We start from the raw sequence: 16,223 nt of genomic DNA on the forward strand, positions 1-16,223 counted from the left end.
CGTCAAAAATCCTCCGCCGTGGCGCGCACGGCCTCCAGAGATGCCCCGCCTGCCGCCTCGGTCGCCGCCATCACCGCACCCTCCACGACCGGCGCATTCAGGATCTGCACATGCGCGCCGCGCCCGTCGGAAAGCATTTCGATGGCGATTTCGCTGTTGGTCTCCGCCCCGCCGAGATCGACCAGCACGGCGACGCCCTTGGGCGTGTAGACCTTTTCGATGGCCGCCATGATCGCCGCAACATCCGTGCCGAGGCCGCCATCGGGATTGCCGCCGCACCAGGCGACGCGCACCTCCTCGCCGACCATTTGGCGCACCATGTCCGCCGCGCCCTTGGCGACATCGGGCGAGTGCGACACGATGACGATGGATACGGTGTCGGTCATTTGGCCTCCAGCACGTCGCAAATCGCGTGGATCAACAGCGTCGCGGAACGCGCGCCGGGATCGAGATGGCCGATCGAGCGCTCGCCGACGAAGGCGGCGCGGCCCTTGGTGGCGCGCATGTCCTTGGTGGCCGCAAGGGCGGCGTCGGCGACATCGCGGACCTGCGCGATGGTGGCGCCGGCCGCCAGCGCCTCCTGCACCGGGACCAGCACGTCGAGCATGGTTTTCGCGCCGGCGTCGGATTTGCCGCGCGCCTTGACCGCCTCGATGCCCGCGCCGAGCATCGCGGCCGCCGCTTTCGTGCCGGCGGGCCGGGCCTCCACCGCCTTGCCCATCGCCATCAGCAGCGAACCGTAGAGCGGACCGGACGCGCCGCCGATCTTCATCACCAGCGCCGTGCCGGCCTTCTGCAGCGCCTGGCCGAAGGGCAAGGGCGCGATCTCGTCCGCCGCCGCCGCGAGGGCGCTGAAGCCGCGCGCCATGTTCTGCCCGTGATCGCCATCGCCGATGGGCCGGTCGAGCGCGGTCAACTCGTCCGCATGGGCGGCGATGGTCGCGTTGCATTTGGCGATCAGCGCGCGCATCAACTCCTCGCTCATCCCAGTCTCTCCTGCACGGTTTCGCAAATGGCGGCGATGATCACCGCGCTCGATTTCGAGCCCGGATCGATATGACCTAGGGCGCGTTCGCCCAGAAAAGCGGCACGGCCTTTTGTGGCAAGCCGGTCTTTCGTCGAAAGCATGCCCGTTTCGGCGATCCAGGGCAGCTCGCGCGCGATGTCGCGGCCCGGCCGGCCCATGTCCGCCATCTCGCTGAGAACTTGCGAGACGGGGATCAGCACATCGAGCATGGTCTTGTCGCCGAGTTCGGCCTTGCCGCGTTTCTTGATCGCCGCAACACCCGCCGCGACCATGCGGGCGACGGTCTTGGCGTCCCAGCGTCCGTCCGCGCCTTCCGCCTTCGACATATCCAGGAAAAAGCTGGCAATCAGAGGGCCGGATGCGCCGCCCACGGTCATCAGGATGGATTTGGCCACGGCTTTCAACGCGGCGTCGGGGGCGAGCGGGGCGAGGTCGGGTTTGATGGAGGTGAGCTTGGCGAAGCCGCGCGTCAGGTTGATGAAGTGGTCGCCGTCGCCGATGGCGCGGTCGAGGCCTTCGATCTCGGCTTCGTGGTCGCGGACCGCTGCCGCGGCCGCATCGAGGCAGGCGAGGAGGAGGGCGGTTTCGCTGGGGGCGGCGGTCTTGACGGTGATGGGCGTCGGCGCAGGCGAGCCGATGCGGTCGCCGCGCGTATCGAAGAACAGCGCGGCGCCGGGACGGACGGAGGCTTTCACCACATCGCCCTGGCGCAGGGCAGTGCGCGCGCCGAGCAAGGCGTGGAGGTGGCGGCCTTCGCAGTCCAGCAGCGCGATCGACTCGACGCCCAGATGCTCGATGGTGAGCACCTTGGCCACCGCGCCATTGCCGTTCAACACCACGTCTTCCGGCCGTACGCCGATGGTCTCGGACGCCGCCGGCGCGTCGGCGACGCCCAGCGCGCCCATCGGCAAGAGATTGATCTGAGGACTGCCGAGCCGTTGCGCGGCGTGGATGTTTGCCGGCCGTTCATAGACATCGCGCGGCGAGGCGATCTGTACCAGCGCGCCCTCGGATAGCACGCCAATGCGGTCTGCCAGGGTCATGGCCTCGAGCTGGTCGTGCGTCACATAGACGATGGTGGCGCCGAGTTCGCGCTGGATGCGCTTCAGCTCGACGCGCAGGTCCTCACGCAGCTTGGCGTCGAGCGAGGAGAGCGGCTCGTCCATCAAAAAGAGGTTCGGCGAGCGCACCAGGGCGCGGCCGATGGAGACGCGCTGCATCTCGCCGCCGGACAGGGTCGTCGCGCGATTGGCGAGTTTTGACTCGATGCGCAGCATGGCGGCGATCTCGCGCACGCGCCTTTCGATCGCCTGGGCCGAGGTCCGCCGGCCGGGCGCGCGCAAGGGGAAGGCGAGGTTGTCGAAGACCGTGTAGTGCGGATAGAGCGAATATTGCTGGAATACGAAGGCCACGTCGCGCCGGGCCGGGTCGAGCGCGGTCACGTCCTCCCCGCCGATCTCGATGCGGCCCTCTTCGGGCGTCTCCAGCCCGGCGAACAGGCGCAAGGTCGTCGTCTTGCCCGCGCCAGTCGGGCCGAGCAGCACGATGAACTCGCCGTCCGCCACGCGCAGGTCGATGCCGGAAATGGCGACTTTGTCGCCGAAGCGCTTGGTGACGCTGTGGAGGGCGGCTTCAGCCATGCGCATCTCCATCGAACAGCGTGCTGCGCACGGCCCGGTCGGTGTCGGGGTTGAAGACGACGATGCGCTCGGGGTCGAAAGCGAGGCCGACGGTCTCGCCGTAATCGACCCTCACCGTGTTCGGCGCGCGCACGCGCAGGCGGCCGGCGTCGGTATCGACGGTGACGAGCTGGCGCGCGCCCATATATTCGACGGCGAACACCCGGCCGCGCAACGGCCCTTCATCGGCGATGCGGATATGCTCTGGCCGAGCGCCGAGCACGGCACCCTCGGTCGCCAAGCCCTCGCGCGTTTCCGGCATGGCCACGGTCGCGCCGTTGACGCGAATTTCCCGCGTGCCGGGCGCAAACTTCCCGCGCGCGGCCAAAAAATTCATCGACGGGCTGCCGATGAAGCCGGCCACGAATTTCGTCGCGGGGCGCTCATAGACCTCCATCGGGGCGCCGACTTGCAGCACGTCGCCCTTGTTCATGATGCAGATGCGGTCGGCCATCGACATCGCCTCGATCTGGTCGTGCGTGACATAGACGGTGGTGGCCTTGATGCGGTTGTGCAGCAGCCGCAATTCCTCGCACATGCGGTCGCGGAATTCGGCGTCGAGCGCGCCGAGCGGTTCGTCCATCAGGAATGCTTTTGCCCGCCGCACGATGGCCCGCCCCAGCGCCACGCGCTGCCGGTCGCCTGCCGCGAGACCGCCGACGCCGCGATCGAGGAGATGCGTGATCTGCAATAGCCGGGCGACATCCTCGGTGCGGGCGCGGATTTCTGCGCGCGGCAGGCCCTGAATGCGCAAGGGGAAAGAGATGTTCCGGCGCACGCTCATATGCGGATAGAGCGCGAAGAGCTGAAAGACAAAGGCGATGTCGCGTTCCGAGCCGCGATTGAAGGTGACGTCCTCGCCGTCCAGCAGGATTTGTCCGCTGGTCGGCATTTCGAGGCCGGCGATCATGCGCAGGGTCGTGGTCTTGCCGCAGCCCGAGGGGCCGAGCATGACGAAGAACTCGCCGTCGCGCACGGTGAAGCTCGAATCGTTCACCGCGACGAAATCGGCGAAGTGCTTTTTGAGGTTGCGGATCTGGATCTCGGCCATGGCTAGCACGCCCTCTCGGCGAGGCCCGCTTCCCCTCTCCCATGGGGAGAGGGTGGCGCGCGGAGCGTGCCGGGTGAGGGGGTGCGGAGTAACGATGGGGCACATCCCCTCATCCGGCCCTCTCCCCTCGGAGACCTTTCCGGCTCCAGAAAATCTCTCATCCGTCGCCCCGGCCGGCAGAGCCGGCGCCTACTCGCCTCTTCGCTTGCCCCTGCGATTGCGGATCGGCGATTGGGTCCCGGCTCGGCCTGGCGGCCGTCCGGGACGACGGGGAAGAGAGGCCGGTGAGGGGAACTCGCGGAGAGGTCACAAACCATCGATAGGGCACAACCCCTCACCCCACCCTCTCCCCATGGGAGAGGGAGCGGACGGCCGTACCAAGGACGAACAAGGAGAGCGATCATCCGCCTCACTCCGGGAAATGGCTGACGATGACGAAGCCCACGGTGCCGGTCAGGATCGCGGCGAAGGACCAGCCGTAGAGCCAGAGCGAGAAGGGCTGCATCAGCATGAAGACGCCCGCCGCGATCAGCGCCGTCGCGCCGTTCTCCCAGGGGCCGCGCCGAAAATAGCGGGCAATGCTCTGGCGGGGCTTGTGCTCGATAGCGCTCATTTGCGGACCGCTCCGAAGGTGATGCCGCGCAGGAGCTGGTTGCGCAGCAGCACGGTGAAGATGACGACGGGCAGCAGGAACAGCGTGGTCCCGGCGGCGACGGCGGGCCAGTCGAGGCCGCCCTCGCCGATGATCAGCGGGATGAAGGGCGGCGCGGTCTGCGCCTCGCCGCTGGTCAGCAGCAGCGCGAAGGCATATTCGTTCCAGGAAAAGATCAGGCAGAAGATCGCGGTGGCGGCGATCCCCGCGCGCATCTGCGGCAGCACGACTTTCACGAAGGCTTGCAGGCGCGTATAGCCGTCGACAAGCGCCGCCTCTTCATATTCGCGCGGGATCTCGTCGATAAAACCCTTCAGCAGCCAGACCGACAGCGACAGGTTCACCGCCGTATAGAGCAGGATCAGGCCGAGCGCGGTGTCGGAGAGGCCGAGCTGCCGGTACATCAGGAAGATCGGGATGGCGACAGCAATGGGCGGCATCATCCGCGTCGAGAGGATGAAGAACATCAGATCGTCCTTCAGCGGCACCTTGAAGCGCGAGAAGCCATAGGCCGCGAGCGTGCCGAGGAAGACGGCGAGGAAGGTGGAGCCGAAGCCGATGATGACGGAGTTCTGATAGCGGTCGATGAACCGCGAGGGCCCGGTGATGACCATGTTCCGCTCGCGCACCAGCGCATCGTACCAGCTCTGCGGGGGCCCGAGGCTGTTGATGTATTCCGGCGTCTGGCGCGAGCGGGTCGTGAAGAGGTTGACGTAGCCTTCGAGCGTCGGCGTGAACAGCACCTCGGGCGGATAGGCGATGGAATCGGGCGGCGATTTGAAGCCGGTGAGGAAAATCCAGACCAGCGGAATCAGCGCGACCAGGGCATAGGCGATCACCAGGATACCGGCGATCCATTTGACGCGCGGGCTGGCCTCGCCCACGGAATATGCGGTGCTCGCGGCGCTCATGACTTCACCCGGTTGAGTGCCTTGACGTAGATGTTGCCGAGCCCGAACACCGTCACGAACAGGATCACGGCATAGGCGGAGGAATAGCCGGTTCGCCAAGACTCGAAAGCTTCGCGCTTCAGGTTGATCGAGGCCAGTTCCGTCGCCGAGCCGGGGCCGCCGGAGGTCAGCTCAACGACCATGTCGAACATCTTGAAATTCTCGATGCCCCGGAACAGCACCGCGAGCATCAGGAAGGGCAGCACGCGCGGCAGCGTGACGTACCAGAATTTTTGCAGGCCGTTGGCGCGGTCGATCTCGGCGGCCTCATAGAGATAGGCCGGGATCGAGCGCAAACCGGCGAGGCAGAGCAGCATGATGTAGGGCGTCCACATCCAGGTATCGACGATGACGATGGCCCAGGGCGCGAGGTGGATCGAGCCGATCATGTCTACGGCGCCGACATTGGCGAAGACATCGATGATGTAGCTGAAAATGCCGGTCTGCGGCTGGTAGAGATAGGTCCAGAAGGTGCCGACCACGGCGGGCGACAGCATCATCGGGATGAGGATGACGGTCGTCCAGAAGCTGGAGGTTTTGAAGCCGCGATTGATGAGCAGCGCGAGGCCGAGCCCCAGCGCCACCTGGATCAGCATGGTCCAGACCACGAAATGCGCGGTGACCTGGAGATAGCCCCAAATGTCCCCGCTGGAGAGAATGCGCTCGTAATTGGCGGTGCCGATCCACTGCACCGGACGGCCCGGCTGATTGGCGCGGTAATTGGTGAAGGAGAGATAGACGGTCCACAGAAGCGGGAAGATGTTGATGGCGAGCAGGATCAGGATGCTCGGCATGATGAAGATCCAGGCGATGGCCCGGTCCGAGAGGCCGCGCATCCGGTTCGCCGCGCCGAAGGGCGTGATCCGCGCCGCCCGCTCCGCAATTCGATCGATGGTTCCGACTGCCATTTGGTTCTGCTCGCTTATTGCCCTCTCCCCTTGTGGGAGAGGGCTCCCGCCGCAGGCGGGCGGGTGAGGGGTGTGGAACTATCCGCACGCTCGTCCCGGGCCGAGAGGCAGCGCGCCCTCACCCGGTCGCTTCGCGCCCGCCCTCTCCCGCAAGGGGAGAGGGCAAGGCCCTGCATGGAAGAGGACGGTCAAAGTTTCCCGTCATCCTTGAAAGTCGCGGTCCAGTCCTTGATCAGTGCGTCAAGCGCTTCCTTCGCGGTGCCCTTGTCGGCGACCACGTAATCATGCACGCGCTTCTGCATCGCCTGCAGCAGCTCGGCATAGGTCGGCTCCTGCCAGAAATCCTTGACGCTTCCCATGGCTTTCAGGAATTCGCCGGCAAAGGGCGTCGATTTCGGGAAGTCCGGCGCCCCGGCCACTTTGACATGGCAGGAGAAGCCGCCGAGCTTCCACCACTTGGCCTGGACGTCGGGCTGTGCGAACCATTTGATATATTCCAGCGCCTCGGCCTTCTTGTCGGAATAGGCGACGACCGAAATGCCCTGGCCCCCGAGCGTCGAGCCTTCGACTTTCTGCGGCGGGTTGGCGAAATAGCCCGATTTCTCGCCGCCGACATTGGGGTCCTTGGCGATGCCGGGGAAGAAGGCGAAGAAGTTCATCTGCAGCGCGGTCTGGCCGGATTTATAGGCGTCCAGATCTTCCGTCATATAGGCGTCGGAATGGCCGGGCGGCGTGCAGCATTTATAGAGCGACTTGTAGAATTCGAGCCCGGCGACCGCGTCGGGCGAGTTCACCGCGCCCTCCATGTCGTATTTGCCGGGGGTCTTTTCGTAGGTGAAGCCGAAGGGGTACATGGCGTCGGTGGCGCCCATGGTGATGCCTTCGGAGCCGCGCTCGGTGTAGATCGCTGCGCCGTAAACCTTCTTGCCGTCGATCTCGCGGCCCTGGAAGAACTCGCCGATCTCCTTCAGCTCCGTCCAGTTCTTCGGCGGGGCGAGATCGCGATTGTACTTCTTCTTGAATTCGGCCTGGATCTCCGGCCGCGCGAACCAGTCCTTACGGTAGACCCAGCCGACCGCGTCGCCCATGGCTGGCAGCGCGTAATAGTTCTTGCTGCCCTTCGGCCAAGTGGAATAGGCATAAACGGTCGCGGGAAGGAAATCATCCATGGAGATGTTTTCCTTGGCGAAGAAGTCGTTCAGCTTGACATAATGACCGTAGACCGCGCCGCCGCCGATCCATTGGCTGTCGCCGATCATGAGATCGCAGAGCTTGCCGCGCGAGTTTAGTTCGTTCAGCATGCGGTCGGCGAAATTCGTCCAGGGGACGAATTCGAATTTCATCTTGATGCCGCTCTTGGCGGTGAATTCCTTAGAGAGTTCGACCAGCGCATTGGCGGGGTCCCAAGCGGCCCAGCACAGAGTGATCGTCTTGTCCTGCGCATACGCTGCGGACGCAGATCCGCACATGGCTATCGCGCAAGCGGCGATGGCCGTTTTCCATGCCCTCATGGGCTCCTCCTGGCTTTCCTCCGGCCGCCCGCCTTATCACTGTTTTCGACCAGCGGGTCGATCTCACCGGCATTTGCAGCAAGCGGCTCAGCTAAACCTATTTGCCGGTTGAGTTTAGCTAAACTCAACTACTAAACCGAGTCAAGCCGGTTGTTCGGGCATCTCGCCAAGGCCAAATGAATGCGATACATTACTCATTCCTGCCATCGACCGGTGCGGCGGCGGCGGGCAAGCTGAAACAGCAAAACAAATATTTGAGGAAGCGCTATGCGTAACAAGACGTTGATTGCGGCCGCCGCCATGACGGCGGCCCTCGGGACGGTCCACGCCAGAGCCGCCGACAATCTGGAAAAGCTGGGCAAGTTTCAGGTTACGGGGACCAAAGACTTCACGGAAATTCCGCAGAAGGGCGAAAATGTTAAGGCCATCCAGCAGACCCTGAAAAAGATCAAACTCCCGCAAGGCTTCAAGATCAGCCTTTATGCCGTGGTGCCGGACGCGCGCCATATGGCCGTCGGCCCACAGGGCATCGTCACGTTCGTCGGCACACGGAAGAACAAGGTCTGGGCCGTCACCGACCGCAACAAGGACCGCGTCGCCGACGAGGTGAAGGATTTTGCCCCCTCGATCGACTTCACCATCCCGAACGGCGTCTGCTTCTCGAAGGACGGCATGCTGTTCATCGCCGAGCGCAACCGCGTCCTGCTCTTCCCGGCGGCCGAATTCTTCTATGAAAGCCCGGACGTCGCCGCGTTCAACGTGGTCAAGCAGGGCGAGCTGATCCCGGTCGAGGAAGAGAGCTACAACCACACCGCCCGCGTCTGCAAGGTCGGCCAGGACGGCAAGCTTTACATCACGCTCGGCCAGCCCTTCAACGTGCCGGCGCCCGAAAAGCTCGACCTCTACAAGCAGCAGGGCATCGGCGGCATCATCCGCATCGGCACCGACGGCACCGGCCGCGAAGTCTTTGCGACCGGCGTGCGCAATTCGGTCGGCCTGGATATCAGCCCCTCGACGGGCGATGTGTGGTTCACGGACAATCAGGTCGACGGCATGGGCGACACCATTCCTCCGGGCGAGATCAACCACGCGACCAAGCCCGGCCAGAATTTCGGCTTCCCCTGGTATGGCGGCGGCTCGGTGCGGACGGTCGAGTATAAGAACGACACGCCGCCGGCCGATGCCGTGGCTCCGGTCTCCGAGACTGACGCTCACGCGGCCGATCTCGGCATGGCCTTCTACACCGGCAACAAATTCCCGAAGAAATATCGCGGCGGCATCTTCTCGGCTCAGCACGGTTCGTGGAACCGCACCAAGCCGGTCGGCGCGCGGGTGATGTTCACGCCGGTCGGCGAGGACGGCAAGTCGGGTGAAACCGTGCCGTTCGCGGAAGGCTGGAACGAGGGCGGCGAGTATTTCGGACGCCCCGTGGACGTGGCCAACCTGCCGGACGGCTCGATCCTGGTCTCGGACGATCTGGCCGGCGCCATCTACCGGATCTCCTACGAGGCGAATTGATCGTCTCTGAACCATCATGCCGCAGGCCGGTCGCTGGTCGCGCCCGGCCTGTTTTCATGACCGCGCATTAAAAAGGGGAAGCGAATGAAGCGCTTCGCAATTTGGGTTTTTCTGGCGCCGCTGGCGATCCTCGCCGGCGCTCCGGCGGCCGGCTTCGCGGCCGATCTGAAGGCGGGCAAGCAGAAGGCGATGCAATGCGCCGTCTGCCATGGGCCGAACGGCATCGCCGTCAATCCGGACGCGCCGAATCTGGCCGGCGAGGCCTCGATATACATCGAGAAACAGCTCAAGGCTTTCCGGTCCGGCGCGCGGCAGAACGAGATGATGACGCTGATGGCCAAGGATCTCAGCGACGCCGACATCGCCGATCTTGCGGCCTGGTTTTCCGCCATGAAGGTCAGCGTGACGCTGCCGGATGTGAAGTGACGGCTTTGTCGTGCATCGTGCCGCGCGTCCTGCGCGGCGTCTCCCGGCGCGCGTGCCAGCGCCGGTCGGCGTGCCGGACATGGTCAACGCTGAGACCGATATTGTCATCCCCGCGAAAGCGGCTATCCAGCTAAGGGTGACATTAGTCCAAGAACTGGTGACTTAAACGCGAAGGCGGCGGAGCGACGCCATCTCGCTTTCGCGTCAAAGCCGACCAAAAGGGGGCTGGACGATGCCAGCCCCTGAACGGTCTGCCGCGACGCCTTATACGTCCATATCGTCGCCGCCGAACATGTCGTCGAAGAACCCGCCGCCGCCATTGTCGTCGTCATTATTGTCGTCCGCCGAGGCATTTTGCGTCTGCGCCGGCTCCTGGGCGGGTTGCGCCTGGGCCGGTTCCGCCGCCGGGGCCGGTGTCGCGGCGGGCGCCGCCGGCGCGGCCGCGGCATGAGCGCCGCCGCCGAACATGCTGCCGACCGCGTTGGCGACGAGCACGCCGCCGGCTACGCCCATCGCCGTCTGCGCGGCGCCGGCCAGAAAGCCGCCGCCCTGCGGCGCCTGCTGCATCGGGCCGCCGGGGAAACCGCCCGGCTGCCCCGGGCCGCCGGCATATCCGCCCTGCTGCTGCATCGGGCTGTCACCCGGATAGCCGCGCGACTGGCCGGCCGTGGGCACGCTGGTCGACCGGCTCGGCGCGGACGATCCGCCGCCGAAGAGGCCGCCGAGAAAGCCGCCGCCGCCGCCATTATTGGCCGGGCGGTTTTGGATCTCCTCCTCGAGCTGGGAGATGCGCTGCTGCGCCTGCTCCAGCGCGAAATTCTGCATGACGATGGTCTGCGCCATCATATAGGGCGCGCCGGGCTGTCCCGCGACGCGCTGCTTGATGAACGCATCGGCCTCGGCATCCTTCGGGCCGGCCTGCCGCTCGGTCTCGGCGAGACGGCTGAACAGCCCATCGATGGCTTGGCGATCTTGCTCGTTCATGATTTGCAAAGCTCCTGTCCTGCTTGGCCGGCATGGGATGTGGGATGCCGGCTCACGTTGCGCAAATAAAAAGCCCCGTTCCGATGCAACCGGAACGGGACCCGCATTGATTGGTTCCCGCTATTCCCGATCGCCGGTGAAGGTAAGGAGAAGCTGGAAGATGTTGATGAAGTTGAGATAGAGCGAGAAGGCGCCGAACACGGCCAGCTTCTGGTTCGATTCCGCGCCATTGCCCTCGGCATATTGCTCCTTGATGGTCTGGGTATCCCAGGCCGTCAGGCCGACGAAGACAATGATGCCGATCACGGAAATCGCAAATTGCAGCGCGGTCGAGCCGAGGAAGATGTTGACCACGCTGGCGATGACGACGCCGATCAGGCCCATGATCAGGAACGAGCCGAATTGCGACATGTCGCGCTTCGTCGTGTAGCCGTAGAGGCTGGTCGTGCCGAACATGGCCGCCGCGATGAAGAAGGTGCGGGCGATGCTTGTGCCGGTGAAGACCAGGAACACCGAGGCGAGCGACAGGCCCATCACGGCGCAGAAGGCCCAGAACAAGGTCTGTGCACCCGACGCCGAAATCGTCTGCATCTTGAACGAGAAGAACAGCACGAAGGCGAGCGGGGCCAGCATCACCACCCATTTCAGGGGCGTGGTGAAGATCGGCACATAGAGCGCCGGCGTCGTGCCGACGATCATGGCGACGATGCCGGTGATGACGAGGCCGAGGCCCATGTAATTGTAGACGCGCAGCATGTGCTGGCGCAGGCCCTCGTCGTACACCGCGCCCTGGGCGCGGCCGGCGGCGGCGGTCTGCCAGCCGAAGCGTGTGTCAGGCGTATTCATTGGTCGTGTCTCCGTTGGCTAATAGAGCGTTCTGGCAAGCTTGGCGGCGGCCTGATTGAGGGCGGGAGCCTCGGCCGCCCCGACAAGGGCGTAGGCGACGTCACCGATCTGCCAATAGACGGCGGTGACCTCGTCGGTGGATGCCTGTTTCGCCGGCATCACATTGAACTGGCCCGGTCGCACGGCGAACAGCGACAGGGTGCCGAGACCATCGGCCCGGATCGCCATTTCGACGCTGGGCCCGGCGGACGAAGGAAAGATCTGCACATCGAGCAGATCCCAGCCCTCGGGCAGATTGGGAACCGTAATCGCCGTCGCCGCGCGGATTTCCTCGCGGTCGAGCGCGGGCTGGCCGGGCTGCGAATGCATTCCGGCGCGCAGGAGCGCGGTGCGGTGGGCGCGGGCGGCATCATCGACATAGGACGGACGCACCGAGGCGGTCGCGGTGCTGTTCCAGGCGTCCATCGAGACGAATTCCATATGGGCGAGCCAGCCGAGCGTCAGGAATGCCGTGACCGCGGCGACGCGGCGGAGCTTGAGCATGACGATGTCGCGGGCCAGGGCACGGGCGAGGCGGCGCGCGGCATCATGCGTGTCGAGCCGTTTCACGGCCGGCTGACCGGCAAAGGCGAGGCGCAGCGAATCGCGGCCGCTGAGATCGGCCATCACCCGCGCCGCGATCTCGGGGTGGCGGGACAGGTAATCCTCGACCTCGATGCGGCGGCCAGGCTGAAGCTGCTCGTCGACAAAGGCGGCGAAATCCGCCTCGCCGATCGGATCAACCGGCTGTGTCATCCGTGCCTCCTACTATTCGCAGATGACCAAGGCGCGCCGTTTGTGCGTCGCCGGTGTCCTCCAAGGCGCGCAGGGCGGCGCGGGCCCGTCCCAGCCGCGACATCAGCGTGCCGATCGGGATGGCGAGCGTCGCCGCAGCCTCCTGGTAGGACAGCCCTTCGATCGCCACCAGATGCAGCGCGGCGCGCTGTTCCTCCGGCAAGGTCAAAAAGGCCTGGCGGACCTGGGCCAGATGCACCGCGTGCTCCTGCGCCGGAGCCGCGTGGCTTTCAGCGAGCTCGGCGGCGCCGGCGAGCTTATTATGCTCGGCGCGCTCGCGGCGTTTACCGTCGATGAAGCAATTGTGCAGGATCGAGAGCAGCCAGACGCGCAGATTCTTGTCCGAGCGGAAGCCGGCGCGCTTTTCATAGGCGCGCAGCAGCGCCTCGTTCACCAGATCTTCGGCGTCCGCCGCATTGCGCGTCAGGGCCAGCCCGTAGCGCCTGAGCGCCGGGAGCTGCCCCATCACGTCGAAGCGGGCTTTGTTGTCCGTCATGCGCCATATACGTAAGGCGCGCGTGACTTAATCCCTAAACCGCCGAAAAATTTTTCGCCGTCAGGCCTGCTCGGGATCGACGATGACGGCGCGCGCCTTGGCCTTCTGGCGCGCATCGTGCCATGTGTAGAGCCCGACCCCGGCGACCACCAGGGCCGTGCCGAGCGCGTCCGTCAGGGTGAACGGCTCGCCGATCACCGCAACGGCCATGGCGATGGTGGCGACCGGGCTCAGCGTGCCGAGCACGGACACCGCCTGCGGGCCGACGCGGTCGAGCGCCGCGCTCAGCATGAAGCTGGGCAGGACGGTGGCGAACACCGCGAGCAGCGCCGCGATCACGACGATGCGCGGCGGCAGCTCGAACAGATCGCCGACATTGTTCGTCACGATGAAATGCACCAGGACGCCGACGCAGGCGCCGACCATGGCGATGCAGGTGAAGAGACGGCTGCCGAGCTGAGTGATCAGCGGCTTGGCCAGCAATTGATAGAGCGCGAAGGCGAAGGCCGAGCCGAGCACCAGCATGACGCCGAGCGTGACCTGATCGCCATTCGCGGTCGCGCCTTCGAGAAACACCACGGCGATGCCCGCATAGGACAGAAGCAGCGCGCCGACGCCCCAGCGCGTGATGACGCCGCCGAAGAACAGCGCCCCGAGGATCATGACGAAGACCGGATAGGTGAACAGAATCAGGCGCTCGAACTGCGCCGTCAGATAGACGAGGCCCTGGAAATCCAGATAGCTGGCGAGGTAATAGCCGAGCAGGCCGACCAGCGCGGTGGAGAGGAATTTCCGCAAGTTCGGGAGCGGGCGGCCGGCGGCGATAGCGTCGCGCCAGGATATCCAGCCGACGACGACATAGACCGGCAGCGAATAGGCCATGCGCAGGGCGATGAGGCTGATGGCATCGATCTGCGGCACGCCGCCGGTGCCGTAGGCGAGCTTGATGAAGATGCCCTTGGTGGAGAACAGGATCGCCCCGAAGGCCGCCAGCGCATAGCCGCCGCCCGGCGCCATGGCCGCCGGTGCGACCGTCGATGTCTGAGCCATGATGGTTCGAACCGGCTTCGCGCCGTGCCTCGATCTGCTATTGGGGTCCGATTGGCAGGACCCGCTTTGGGAGTGTGCCATTTCTCGCCGCTTTTGGCGCGGCGGACAAGTGCTGTTATCGCAGTTTTGGCATGCACGGCGCGTGATACGGGGGATAGCAGCAATTGCGGCCTCGTTCCAGCCACGCTGTTACCCTGTATGCTTGATAGCGCCGCGATTTTCTCCGCGCCCCAAAGCGCCACGACCTAGCCCTCTCCCATGAGGAGAGGCCGGCGCGTTAAGCGCGCCCGGTGAGGAGGTCATGCCTTTCGGTGTGGCGACGCCCTGCCCTAGCGATAGGGATTTCCCCTCACTCTAACCCCTAGGCTGCGACGCGTCTCCGCCCTAAGAGCGCCCCTCGTCCACTTCGCTGAATTCGGCGTCGACAACGCCGTCCTCGGCATCGGCCTTCGCCGGATCGGCGCCTGGGGCGGCCCCCGCGCTCTGCATGGAGGCGGCGCTGAGCGCGGCGACCGCCGCGCTTAAGGCTTCGACAGCCTGCAGGATGCGGGCGGAATCCTCGCTTTGCATCGCGTCCCGCACGCGCCTTACGGCTTCTTCCACCGTGGCCCTTTCGGCCTGCCCTGCGCCCGGCATCTGCGCCTGTTTCTCGGCCTCGTAGACCGCGCTGTCGGCCTGGTTCCTGGCCTCGGCGAGGGCGCGGCGGCGCTGGTCGTCCTGGGCGTGGCTCTCGGCTTCCCGAACCATGTTTTGGATATCCGCCTCCGAAAGACCGCCGGAGGCCTGGATGCGGATCTGCTGCTCCTTGCCGGTCTGTTTGTCCTGGGCGCGTACGCTGACGATGCCGTTGGCGTCGATGTCGAAGGTGACCTCGATCTGCGGCATGCCGCGGGGCGCTGGCGCGATGCCGACCAGATCGAACTGGCCGAGCGCCTTGTTGTCGGCCGCCATCTCGCGCTCGCCCTGGAAGACGCGGATGGTCACGGCGTTCTGATTGTCCTCGGCGGTGGAAAAAGTCTGGGATTTCTTCGCCGGGATGGTGGTGTTGCGCTCGATCAGCTTGGTCATCACGCCGCCGAGCGTTTCGAGGCCGAGCGACAGAGGCGTCACGTCGAGCAGCAGCACGTCCTTCACGTCGCCCTGCAGCACGCCCGCCTGGATGGCGGCGCCGATGGCCACCACTTCATCCGGATTGACGCCCTTATGCGGTTCGCGGCGGAACAGATCCTGCACCGTCTGCTGCACTTTCGGCATCCGCGTCTGGCCGCCGACGAGAATGACCTCGTCGATCTGCTCGGCCGTCAGTCCGGCATCCTTCAGCGCCGCTTCGCAAGGCGGCACGGTGCGCTGGATGATGTCGTCGACGAGGGCTTCCAGCTTCGAGCGGGTCAGCTTGACCAGCAGATGTTTCGGCCCGGACTGGTCGGCGGTGATGAAGGGCAGGTTGACTTCGGTCTCGATGACGGAGGACAGCTCGATCTTGGCCCGCTCCGCCGCATCCTTCAACCGCTGCAGGGCGAGCCGGTCGCTGCGCAGATCGATGCCGGTCTCCTTCTTGAACTCGTCCGCCAGATAATCGACGATGCGCTTGTCGAAATCCTCGCCGCCCAGGAAGGTGTCGCCATTGGTCGATTTGACCTCGAAGACGCCGTCGCCGATTTCGAGGATCGAGATGTCGAACGTGCCGCCGCCGAGGTCATAGACCGAGACCTTGCCCTCGCCGCGTTTATCCAGCCCGTAGGCGAGCGCGGCGGCGGTCGGCTCGTTGATGATGCGCAGCACTTCGAGGCCGGCGATCTGGCCGGCATCCTTGGTGGCCTGGCGCTGGGAATCGTTGAAATAGGCCGGCACCGTGACCACGGCCTGGGTGACGGGCTGGCCGAGATAGGCCTCGGCGGTCTCCTTCATCTTGCGCAGGATGAACGAGCTGATCTGGCTGGGGCTGTAGGTTTTCCCCCGCACTTCGACCCAGGCATCGCCATTGGGGCCGGGCACGATCTTGTACGGAACGAGCGCCTTGTCCTTCTCGACGACCGGATCGTCATAGCGCCGGCCGATCAGCCGCTTGATCGCGAAGATGGTGTTTTCCGGATTGGTGATGGCCTGCCGCTTGGCGGCCTGCCCGACCAGCACATCGCCGTTCTTGTCGAAGGCGACGACGGAGGGGGTGGTGCGCGCGCCTTCCGGATTTTCGATGACTTTCGGCGTCTTGCCGTCCATCAGCGCGACGCAGGAATTCGTGGTACCGAGGTCAATGCCTATCGCCTTCGCCATCGTACACATACTCCGCT

At 65.2% G+C, this 16,223-nt stretch carries 16 protein-coding genes and 1 pseudogene; 2 read left to right on the top strand and 15 right to left on the bottom strand.

Annotated elements, in window-relative coordinates:
- Positions 1 to 2: 2 nt before the first annotated feature.
- From dhaM to BLEFHOIH_RS21730, 9 genes and pseudogenes are all read right to left on the bottom strand, one after another.
- On the bottom strand, positions 3 to 386 hold the full coding sequence (gene dhaM, locus BLEFHOIH_RS21695) for a dihydroxyacetone kinase phosphoryl donor subunit DhaM (RefSeq protein WP_088348132.1): 384 nt from the start codon (positions 384 to 386) through the stop codon (positions 3 to 5).
- Positions 383 to 985: a dihydroxyacetone kinase subunit DhaL gene (dhaL, locus tag BLEFHOIH_RS21700; RefSeq protein ID WP_088348133.1), complete on the bottom strand. Its 603-nt coding sequence runs from the start codon at positions 983 to 985 to the stop codon at positions 383 to 385. The genes dhaM and dhaL (BLEFHOIH_RS21700) overlap by 4 nt, the downstream gene beginning before the upstream one ends.
- A complete protein-coding gene (gene dhaL / locus BLEFHOIH_RS27425) occupies positions 982 to 1,692 on the bottom strand; it encodes a dihydroxyacetone kinase subunit DhaL (RefSeq protein WP_245297140.1) in 711 nt (236 codons plus the stop codon). The genes dhaL (BLEFHOIH_RS21700) and dhaL (BLEFHOIH_RS27425) overlap by 4 nt, the downstream gene beginning before the upstream one ends.
- A pseudogene (locus BLEFHOIH_RS27430) lies at positions 1,684 to 2,667 on the bottom strand (ABC transporter ATP-binding protein); the annotation flags it as partial. The gene dhaL (BLEFHOIH_RS27425) and the pseudogene BLEFHOIH_RS27430, both read right to left, overlap by 9 nt.
- Entirely contained in the window at positions 2,660 to 3,757 is a 1,098-nt protein-coding gene (locus tag BLEFHOIH_RS21710) for an ABC transporter ATP-binding protein (protein ID WP_088348135.1), read from the bottom strand. The gene BLEFHOIH_RS21710 and the pseudogene BLEFHOIH_RS27430, both read right to left, overlap by 8 nt.
- Before the next feature lie 409 nt (positions 3,758 to 4,166).
- Complete coding sequence (locus BLEFHOIH_RS21715; RefSeq protein WP_088348136.1) at positions 4,167 to 4,370, bottom strand: hypothetical protein; 204 nt, start codon at positions 4,368 to 4,370, stop codon at positions 4,167 to 4,169.
- Entirely contained in the window at positions 4,367 to 5,320 is a 954-nt protein-coding gene (locus BLEFHOIH_RS21720; protein WP_088348137.1) for a carbohydrate ABC transporter permease, read from the bottom strand. Before BLEFHOIH_RS21720 ends, BLEFHOIH_RS21715 begins: the two co-directional genes overlap by 4 nt.
- Positions 5,317 to 6,267 (bottom strand): sugar ABC transporter permease, encoded by a 951-nt coding sequence (locus tag BLEFHOIH_RS21725; RefSeq protein ID WP_088348138.1) that lies wholly within the window; start codon positions 6,265 to 6,267, stop codon positions 5,317 to 5,319. The genes BLEFHOIH_RS21720 and BLEFHOIH_RS21725 overlap by 4 nt, the downstream gene beginning before the upstream one ends.
- A 188-nt stretch (positions 6,268 to 6,455) precedes the next feature.
- Complete coding sequence (locus BLEFHOIH_RS21730) at positions 6,456 to 7,736, bottom strand: extracellular solute-binding protein (protein ID WP_245297141.1); 1,281 nt, start codon at positions 7,734 to 7,736, stop codon at positions 6,456 to 6,458.
- A 342-nt stretch (positions 7,737 to 8,078) separates the two neighbouring features.
- Between BLEFHOIH_RS21730 and BLEFHOIH_RS21735 the strand changes: the two genes are divergently transcribed.
- The gene (locus BLEFHOIH_RS21735) at positions 8,079 to 9,296 is read left to right on the top strand and encodes a PQQ-dependent sugar dehydrogenase (RefSeq protein ID WP_245297142.1); all 1,218 of its coding nucleotides are present in this window, start codon (positions 8,079 to 8,081) and stop codon (positions 9,294 to 9,296) included.
- A gap of 84 nt (positions 9,297 to 9,380) precedes the next feature.
- Positions 9,381 to 9,722, top strand: coding sequence for a cytochrome c (locus BLEFHOIH_RS21740; protein WP_088348141.1), 342 nt, complete (start codon positions 9,381 to 9,383; stop codon positions 9,720 to 9,722).
- 264 nt (positions 9,723 to 9,986) lie between these two features.
- Here the strand turns inward: BLEFHOIH_RS21740 and BLEFHOIH_RS21745 are convergent, their stop codons facing one another.
- From BLEFHOIH_RS21745 to dnaK, 6 genes are all read right to left on the bottom strand, one after another.
- On the bottom strand, positions 9,987 to 10,706 hold the full coding sequence (locus BLEFHOIH_RS21745; protein ID WP_088348142.1) for a DUF2076 domain-containing protein: 720 nt from the start codon (positions 10,704 to 10,706) through the stop codon (positions 9,987 to 9,989).
- 120 nt (positions 10,707 to 10,826) lie between these two features.
- Complete coding sequence (locus BLEFHOIH_RS21750; protein WP_088348143.1) at positions 10,827 to 11,552, bottom strand: Bax inhibitor-1/YccA family protein; 726 nt, start codon at positions 11,550 to 11,552, stop codon at positions 10,827 to 10,829.
- Between the two features lie 18 nt (positions 11,553 to 11,570).
- The gene (locus tag BLEFHOIH_RS21755) at positions 11,571 to 12,347 is read right to left on the bottom strand and encodes an anti-sigma factor (RefSeq protein ID WP_088348144.1); all 777 of its coding nucleotides are present in this window, start codon (positions 12,345 to 12,347) and stop codon (positions 11,571 to 11,573) included.
- Positions 12,331 to 12,882, bottom strand: coding sequence for a sigma-70 family RNA polymerase sigma factor (locus BLEFHOIH_RS21760; RefSeq protein ID WP_088348145.1), 552 nt, complete (start codon positions 12,880 to 12,882; stop codon positions 12,331 to 12,333). The genes BLEFHOIH_RS21755 and BLEFHOIH_RS21760 overlap by 17 nt, the downstream gene beginning before the upstream one ends.
- 60 nt (positions 12,883 to 12,942) lie before the next feature.
- On the bottom strand, positions 12,943 to 13,932 hold the full coding sequence (locus BLEFHOIH_RS21765) for a DMT family transporter (RefSeq protein WP_088348146.1): 990 nt from the start codon (positions 13,930 to 13,932) through the stop codon (positions 12,943 to 12,945).
- A 384-nt stretch (positions 13,933 to 14,316) separates the two neighbouring features.
- Complete coding sequence (gene dnaK / locus BLEFHOIH_RS21770) at positions 14,317 to 16,206, bottom strand: molecular chaperone DnaK (RefSeq protein ID WP_088348147.1); 1,890 nt, start codon at positions 16,204 to 16,206, stop codon at positions 14,317 to 14,319.
- Positions 16,207 to 16,223 lie beyond the last annotated feature (17 nt).

Source organism: Rhodomicrobium sp. R_RK_3, from assembly GCF_002198715.1.
Taxonomy (GTDB): Bacteria; Pseudomonadota; Alphaproteobacteria; order Rhizobiales; family Rhodomicrobiaceae; genus R-RK-3.

Excerpts from the sequence above, each read along its gene's own strand:
- dhaM (WP_088348132.1), bottom strand. The coding sequence starts at position 386 with ATGACCGACACCGTATCCATCGTCATCGTGTCGCACTCGCCCGATGTC.
- dhaL (WP_088348133.1), bottom strand. The coding sequence starts at position 985 with ATGAGCGAGGAGTTGATGCGCGCGCTGATCGCCAAATGCAACGCGACC.
- BLEFHOIH_RS21710 (WP_088348135.1), bottom strand. The coding sequence starts at position 3,757 with ATGGCCGAGATCCAGATCCGCAACCTCAAAAAGCACTTCGCCGATTTC.
- BLEFHOIH_RS21715 (WP_088348136.1), bottom strand. The coding sequence starts at position 4,370 with ATGAGCGCTATCGAGCACAAGCCCCGCCAGAGCATTGCCCGCTATTTT.
- BLEFHOIH_RS21720 (WP_088348137.1), bottom strand. The coding sequence starts at position 5,320 with ATGAGCGCCGCGAGCACCGCATATTCCGTGGGCGAGGCCAGCCCGCGC.
- BLEFHOIH_RS21725 (WP_088348138.1), bottom strand. The coding sequence starts at position 6,267 with ATGGCAGTCGGAACCATCGATCGAATTGCGGAGCGGGCGGCGCGGATC.
- BLEFHOIH_RS21730 (WP_245297141.1), bottom strand. The coding sequence starts at position 7,736 with ATGTGCGGATCTGCGTCCGCAGCGTATGCGCAGGACAAGACGATCACT.
- BLEFHOIH_RS21735 (WP_245297142.1), top strand. The coding sequence starts at position 8,079 with ATGACGGCGGCCCTCGGGACGGTCCACGCCAGAGCCGCCGACAATCTG.
- BLEFHOIH_RS21740 (WP_088348141.1), top strand. The coding sequence starts at position 9,381 with ATGAAGCGCTTCGCAATTTGGGTTTTTCTGGCGCCGCTGGCGATCCTC.
- BLEFHOIH_RS21745 (WP_088348142.1), bottom strand. The coding sequence starts at position 10,706 with ATGAACGAGCAAGATCGCCAAGCCATCGATGGGCTGTTCAGCCGTCTC.
- BLEFHOIH_RS21750 (WP_088348143.1), bottom strand. The coding sequence starts at position 11,552 with ATGAATACGCCTGACACACGCTTCGGCTGGCAGACCGCCGCCGCCGGC.
- BLEFHOIH_RS21755 (WP_088348144.1), bottom strand. The coding sequence starts at position 12,347 with ATGACACAGCCGGTTGATCCGATCGGCGAGGCGGATTTCGCCGCCTTT.
- BLEFHOIH_RS21760 (WP_088348145.1), bottom strand. The coding sequence starts at position 12,882 with ATGACGGACAACAAAGCCCGCTTCGACGTGATGGGGCAGCTCCCGGCG.
- BLEFHOIH_RS21765 (WP_088348146.1), bottom strand. The coding sequence starts at position 13,932 with ATGGCTCAGACATCGACGGTCGCACCGGCGGCCATGGCGCCGGGCGGC.
- dnaK (WP_088348147.1), bottom strand. The coding sequence starts at position 16,206 with ATGGCGAAGGCGATAGGCATTGACCTCGGTACCACGAATTCCTGCGTC.